This is a genomic window from Candidatus Neomarinimicrobiota bacterium (genome assembly GCA_018651745.1).
Lineage (GTDB): Bacteria > Fidelibacterota > Marinisomatia > Marinisomatales > TCS55 > JAAZYX01.
On sequence record JABIDL010000042.1, the window covers coordinates 1 to 6,847 of the forward strand.

Here is a 6,847-nt window from a genome sequence, read left to right on the forward strand (position 1 = left end):
CCAAGAACGTGGCCGTCTTTCACCCGTTTATTATCTGTAATTGCAATGCCCACGCGGTGGTTAGCCAAGCCGGGAACGAGCCCGCTTTCCACTAAAATTTGTGCTCCGTTGCAGATACCCAAAACCGGTTTTCCGTTTTTCGCTTCAAGTTTGATTTGTTTCATAATAGGATCAAGCGCCGCAATCACGCCGGCGCGAGAACGGTCTTCGTAAGCAAATCCGCCTACAATAATAATGCCGTCAAAGTCCGACAATTTTTCTGCCGGTTCATTCCATAAAAATTCAACTGGATTTAGTCCCACTCGACGGCAGGCCATAAGCGTTTCCCGTTCGGTGTTTGATCCAGGGAATTGGATGATAGCTATGTTTATTTTGTTTGTCATATTTGATAGTTATTAATTCAAAATGAACTCATCCGAACTCATTATTTTTGAGACAATTTCATCATTTAATTCGTCCAAATTGATAAAAGAATTAGCAAGGTCAATTAGTAATTTTTTAGATGCATTATTTACCAACCATTCAGCGTCTTCTTTTATTTTTTGAAAGGATTCACTCCCATGAAAATGGTGGAATTTTGCCATCATTCTTATTCCGACCAATTCTTGTTCATAATCGAAACTATCAATAACAGGTGATACTTCACTTTTTCTTATTAAATCTATTGCAACATCAGTTCTTAATATTGCGAATTCCCAATTTTTTGCTTTTAAAAATGCCTTGGCTTCTCGATAATAGTAAAATGTAACAATTGATGGAAGTTGTCGATTTTTTGATAATCCATATTGTGATAGAATTCCAGAATTGGCGCAATGAAAGCTCCAGGCTTCATTATCTGGTTGTCCTAATTCACCATATATATGTCCCATTAAATTATCGATTTCATGATTTTCTTCATTTGCTGATGCACAACCAAGTTTTACCAATGCAGCATTATATTCTTTTTTATCAAAAAGATATTTTGCTTCCTTATAAAATTCATCACACCGTAACCTTTTCTTTTTCTTGTCATTAAAAAAGAAAACCAGCCACCCAACAGTAAACCCCAATAACGAAGAAATTAAGAAGAATTCAATTGATGAAAGACCAAACATTATAATTTTTTTCTTTGTGTTCTCTGCGTCTCTGTGGCTATTTTATTTAAGGATAACATTTTTCTCTCCACTTATAATCGATCCAATCTCATATACTTTTGTTAAATCTTTTAGTGCATCTGTTACTTCATTTACATCAGAAGGATCTAGAATAAAGACCATTCCGATTCCCATGTTGAATGCGCGAAACATTTCGTTTTCATCCACATCACCAATGGATTGCATCACATCAAAAACTGGAAGTGATGGCCAGGATTCTTTTTGAAGTTTAACGCCACATCCATTTGGTAAAATTCTCGGGATATTTTCTACCAGTCCACCGCCGGTAATATGGGCAATTCCTTTCATCTCAATCCCTGAATCCAAAACAGAAAAAACATGATTTGTATAATTAATATGTGGTTCCAATAATGTGAGCCCAACAGATTTTTCCAATTCAGGAATCGTATCATTCACATCATAACCGCCGATTTCAAAAAAGAGTTTTCGCGCGAATGAATAGCCGTTGGTGTGTAAACCGTTAGAAGGAAGTCCCAATACCACATCACCGGGTTTAATGTTTTCGCCCGTAATAATTTTTTCTTTTTCTACGACACCCGTAATGATGCCAACCAAATCGTGTTCACCGGGTAAATAAGTATCGGGCATTTCTGCTGTTTCACCACCTACCAAAGACACGCCGGTTTCTTTGCAAGCTTTTACCATCCCGGATACAATTTCTTCAACAATTTCGGGTTTCAGCTTATCATTGGCGATATAATCTAAAAAGGTGAGTGGCCGAGCGCCCATGACCAAAATATCGTTGGCGGCCGCGCTCAAAAGATCAACCCCGATGGTATCAAACTTTTCCATCTTGCGAGCGATAATTGTTTTCGTCCCCACACCATCAATACTCTGAACCATGACGGGATGATCGTAATTTTCAAGTATAGGTTTCAGATCGTAAAGCGAACCGAAACTACCGAGCCCTGTAAGCACATTGGATGTAAAAGTTGACTTAACCCCATCTTTAATGCGATCGACTGCTTCGTTGCCAGCATCAATATCTACACCGGCTGATTTGTAATCTATTTTTTGTTTAGCCATATTATTTTACCACGAAGACACGAAGGCACAGAGAATGAAACAAAATATTTTCTCCGTGTGCTCTGTGTCTCTGTGGTTTAAAGTTTGTTTCGAAGACCATTTGTCCATGCTTCTTTTGTTTTATTTACAGATACTTTGATAACACCATTGATTTGAATTTTGCTTCCGCCCGTTGTACCGATTTCAATAGCATTCAATCCATATTTTGAAAATACGGTATTTATTTTATCTAAATTTTCCGGCGATACTTCTAACGCGAATCCACCCGTTTCAGAAAATAAAATTTTATCAGTTGAAAGTTCGGAATCAATTTTTACTTTGCATCCAATCGCGTTCTCAAAAGTCATTTCTGCAATTGCAGAAGCAATACCGCCGTCCGCAATATCATGACAGGATAAAATTAAACCTGCATCAATGCAGTCAGTGAGCGCAAAGATTTGGTTTTTAACTTCTTTTAAATTTGGTTTTGGCACGTTGGCGCCCAACTCATCAAAAAGACTATAATAAACCGATCCACCCAATTCATCTTTCCGTTCGCCAATCATAAGTAAAACAGAATCGGATTTTTGAAAATGCATAGGAATAGTATTATTCACATCTTTTAACCGACCCAAGCAACTCACAATAGGGCTCGGTGGAATTGCACCCCTTTTTGATTCATTATAAAAACTCACATTCCCCGCAATAATGGGCGTGGCATCATTGGGGTTATCTTTTAAAGTGATGGCGTTGCACGCATCGGAAACACCGCGAGTCGCTTCCACAAATTCCCACATTTGGTTGGGCTTTTCAGGGTTCCCAAAACAGAGACAGTCTGACAAAGCGTGGGGAGTTGCGCCCACGGCTGCCACATTCCGCATGGATTCCACCACAGCATTTACACCGCCCCAATAAGGGTCAATAAGTCCGTATCTTGGATTATGATCAGTAGAAAGAGCAATGCCTATATTCCGAATCTCTTCGGGATAATTTTCAGAATTAAAGGGCGCCAATACGCCCGAATCTGCCAACCCCGTTTCTGTATGAATTCGCCCTTGCACCTGTTTATCGTATTGTTCGTAAATAGGTTCACGGCTGGCCATATTTTCATGAGATAAAATATCCAACAAAACTTGATTGTAGTCTGTCGGTTCGGGAAGTTCCGGTTCAGTAAAAATTTGTTTCCGCGCTTTGTAAGGGCGATCATATAAAAAACCTTCCGTTACTTCTTTCGCTGGAGCGTTCACGATTTCTTCATATCCATTATGGACTATATATTGACCGTCATTTCGGATTTTTCCTATAACCGATGCGCGCGCTCCTTCACTCACCCCCGGTAAATCAAAGACTGAATTATAATGGTCTAAAACTATAGGCGTTACATCAGGCGAGCATACCCACATAAATCGCTCTTGTGTTTCGCTACAGAGATAAACAGACGGATGTAATCCATCCATGCCAATATGAATTTTATCCATCCAGACTTCTGCGCCATAGCCGGATGTTTCGGCCAATTCCACACTGGCACACGCCACACCGCCTGCACCCAAATCCTTGAAACCGATTTTATCGATTAGACCTTTTTCTTTTAAAATGTCAAACAGGGCATAGGATGATTTTAGCAAGTGCCGCTCCAAAAACGCATTTGGCTCCTGAACAGCTCCTTTGTTTTGTTCTTTCATTTCTTCTTCTAATTCTAATGAAGCAAAGCTGGCGCCGCCAAACCCACTATTATCTGTGGGTTTCCCCAGTAAAATCAAATCAAATCCATCCGCATTTTTTGGGGCGTAAGAATGAATAATATCATCTTCCCGAACGATACCAAGCGTTACGAGTGTAACTAAACAATTTTCATTATAACCTTCATGAAAATATAAATCGCCACCAATATTGGGGATGCCTAACGGGTTCCCATAACCCGCCACACCCGCCACTACACCATCGTGAATCCATTTTGTTTTATTATTGTTAATATTTCCGAATCGAAAAGAATCGGTGACAGCAATCACTTCTGCGCCCATACATAATACATCGCGAACATTCCCGCCCACGCCGGTTGCTGCGCCTTCGTAGGGCACAATTTGAGATGGGTGATTATGGGATTCGTGACTCATAACAATGCACCAGCGATGGCCGTTATTATCTGTGGCGACAGCTACAACGCCCGCATCTTCTTTGGCACCCAAAACTACATCAGGACCTTCTGTGGTAAATTGTTTTAAATGGTTGCGACTGCTTTTGTAGGAACAGTGTTCTGAACCCTGAATAGAAAATAAAATAAGTTCAGCCAACGATGGCGCGCGGCCCAACATTTCATTTTGGATCTTAAGCACCTCATCTGGCGTAAGTGGAATATTGAGTTCAACAAGTTTGGATTTGATATCAGAATCAGAAAGCCCGGCGAAGTCGATAATTTCTTTTGTAAACGCCATTTGATTATGCCACGAAGGCTCGAAGACACAAAGATACTATAGATTTATTCTGTGTCTTTGTGCCTTTGTGGCTGAGATTCATCTTATAATCGTCTCATGGCGTTGGGGTCCCACTGATACAATCTTAACAGGACAATCCACTTCGTGTTCTATAAATGAAATATAATCTTTTAAAGTTTGTGGCATGGCATCATATCCTTTATCCCAAATATTTTCAGGAAGGTCTCCCCACCCCGGAAGTGATTCATAAATAGGTTTTGCATTTCTGTATTCAGTCAAACTTGCAGGCATTTCGGTGATGCGTTTTCTATCTACATCGTAAGCGACGCAAATGGGTAATTCGTCAAATCCATTTAATATATCTAATTTTGTCAGGGCAATTTCTGTAAGTCCATTCACGCGAACTGCTTGGCGCACTTGAACCAAATCTAACCAACCCACTCGGCGAGGTCGTCCAGTTGTTGTGCCATATTCCCCACCTTTATCCCGAAGACTTTTCGCTTCTTCACCATGAATTTCTGATGGTAAGGGACTCTCACCTACACGACTCAAATAAGCTTTTGTAACGCCGATAATTCTATCAATATCTCTAAAGCTTACGCCGGTTCCGGTAGAAATATGTCCCGCTGCTGTGTTGGAAGAAGTGGTGTAAGGATAAACGCCGTGATCCACATCCAACGATATACCTTGTGCGCCTTCAAATAAAATAGATTTGCCGGATTTGTGGGCATTGTATAAAATGACCGACGTATCATGAATATAGGATTTTAATTTTTGGCCGTAGTCTAAATACGTATCAAAAATCTCACCCATGGAAATATCCAAAGATTGGTCAAGCGTTTTTTCAATGATTCCTTTGGAAAAAGCATACCCTTTTTCCAATTTTTCTCTAAAAATATCCATATCCAAAAGGTCAATCATACGAATCCCATTTCGGAACATTTTATCCGCATAAACCGGAGCAATTCCACGGCGAGTGCTTCCGGCGGCGAGATTGCCTTGATGTCCAGAAAGGGCTCCATCCATGGCAATATGATAAGGCATAATCACATGAGCACGATCGCTGACCATGAGTTTTGGGTCGATACCTTTTTCTTTTACATAAGCAATTTCATCGAGCAATGCTTTGGGGTCCACCACGACACCATTACCAATAATGGACATGGGTTCGCCGTAAACAATTCCGGACGGAATAAGATGAAGTTTGAAAGTGACATCGTCAACGATGATGGTGTGGCCGGCGTTGTTACCTCCGTGAAAACGAACCACGTAGTCGGATTCACCAGCAAAGAAATCAGTGATTTTTCCTTTGCCTTCATCGCCCCATTGGGCACCTACGACGGCGGTAATGTTAGATTTTTTTAAAGGCAAATTATCAGCGCTGGTTTGGTATTTCTGATTTGGGAATCATGCTTTAAACTTGGGAATAAGGTATTCTAAGATTACATCTGCAAAACGATTACAGGAAAGTTAAGAATGGAATATTTTTTAGGTGCCTTTTAGGCACCTAAGTAGTGGGTAAGAAAAAAAAGAGTTGCACTGCCCTATAAAAAACCTGTAATCTAATAGCACGCGTATGATACATAACACAAGTTGAAAGGAGTACATCATGCAAAAAGGAAGTGTAAATAGAGTAATGCTCGCGGGGCATTTGGGTGGCGATCCTGAAAGCCGTTTCACCCCATCCGGGACAGCGGTAACCAACTTTACCATGGCTACGAACGAAACGTTTAAAAATAGCGATGGTGAATATCAGGACAAAACCGAATGGCATCGCTGTGTTCTTTGGGGAAAGTCAGCAGAAGTTGCTGGTGATATCCTAAAAAAGGGCCAGCTAACCTATGTGGAAGGACGTTTACAAACCCGCTCTTGGGAAGACAAGAATGGAGTCAAGCGTTATACCACAGAAGTTGTTTGTGATAATTTCACAATGCTTGGTCGGCGTTCTGATAATCAGGGCGGAAATTCGCAAAGTCCAGATGGCGGTTCGCCTAAAGATGAGGACGACCTCCCGTTTTAATTAGGTTGTTTTAGTAATCTGGACAGAAAGGGGGCTGTAATTAGTCCCCTTTCTTTTTTTAGGGCTTGGGTGTTTCTAATACCCGTTATATTTAATTATGGGTCATGACTAGAATGCATAAGATAAAAGGCTGTAAGTTCTTATATGACAATGAGAAACAAGTATGTTAGGCGTTCCCATATTTCCGAGAAGAAATTTAGACAATTGGTTAAGCTGTTTTCTTTGGATCTTGACGC

General features: G+C 40.5%; 7 protein-coding genes. 2 read left to right on the forward strand and 5 right to left on the reverse strand.

Features of this window, described 5'->3' with window-relative positions; all coding sequences use genetic code 11:
• The 5 genes from HOD97_08310 to HOD97_08330 all read right to left on the reverse strand — a co-directional run.
• Nucleotides 1-383, reverse strand: a 383-nt coding sequence (locus HOD97_08310) for a phosphoribosylformylglycinamidine synthase I (protein ID MBT4281599.1), incomplete at its 3' end; no start/stop codon positions are given.
• A gap of 12 nt (nt 384-395) precedes the next feature.
• The gene (locus HOD97_08315; protein MBT4281600.1) at nt 396-1,094 is read right to left on the reverse strand and encodes a hypothetical protein; all 699 of its coding nucleotides are present in this window, start codon (nt 1,092-1,094) and stop codon (nt 396-398) included.
• Nucleotides 1,095-1,136: 42 nt separating this feature from the next.
• Entirely contained in the window at nt 1,137-2,180 is a 1,044-nt protein-coding gene (locus HOD97_08320) for a phosphoribosylformylglycinamidine cyclo-ligase (protein MBT4281601.1), read from the reverse strand.
• 77 nt (nt 2,181-2,257) lie between these two features.
• Nucleotides 2,258-4,591, reverse strand: coding sequence for a phosphoribosylformylglycinamidine synthase subunit PurL (gene purL, locus HOD97_08325; GenBank protein ID MBT4281602.1), 2,334 nt, complete (start codon nt 4,589-4,591; stop codon nt 2,258-2,260).
• Nucleotides 4,592-4,669: 78 nt separating this feature from the next.
• Nucleotides 4,670-5,962 carry an adenylosuccinate synthase gene (locus tag HOD97_08330; GenBank protein ID MBT4281603.1) on the reverse strand — a complete coding sequence of 431 codons (1,293 nt, stop codon included), beginning with the start codon at nt 5,960-5,962 and terminating at the stop codon, nt 4,670-4,672.
• Nucleotides 5,963-6,200: 238 nt separating this feature from the next.
• Between HOD97_08330 and HOD97_08335 the strand changes: the two genes are divergently transcribed.
• Both HOD97_08335 and HOD97_08340 read left to right on the forward strand, forming a co-directional pair.
• Nucleotides 6,201-6,611 (forward strand): single-stranded DNA-binding protein, encoded by a 411-nt coding sequence (locus tag HOD97_08335; protein MBT4281604.1) that lies wholly within the window; start codon nt 6,201-6,203, stop codon nt 6,609-6,611.
• A 144-nt stretch (nt 6,612-6,755) separates the two neighbouring features.
• Nucleotides 6,756-6,847 (forward strand): IS1595 family transposase (locus tag HOD97_08340; GenBank protein ID MBT4281605.1); only part of this gene is annotated, 92 nt, incomplete at its 3' end.

Coding starts and splice junctions, on each gene's coding strand:
- purL (MBT4281602.1), bottom strand. CDS start 4,591: ATGGCGTTTACAAAAGAAATTATCGACTTCGCCGGGCTTTCTGATTCT.
- HOD97_08320 (MBT4281601.1), bottom strand. CDS start 2,180: ATGGCTAAACAAAAAATAGATTACAAATCAGCCGGTGTAGATATTGAT.
- HOD97_08315 (MBT4281600.1), bottom strand. CDS start 1,094: ATGTTTGGTCTTTCATCAATTGAATTCTTCTTAATTTCTTCGTTATTG.
- HOD97_08335 (MBT4281604.1), top strand. CDS start 6,201: ATGCAAAAAGGAAGTGTAAATAGAGTAATGCTCGCGGGGCATTTGGGT.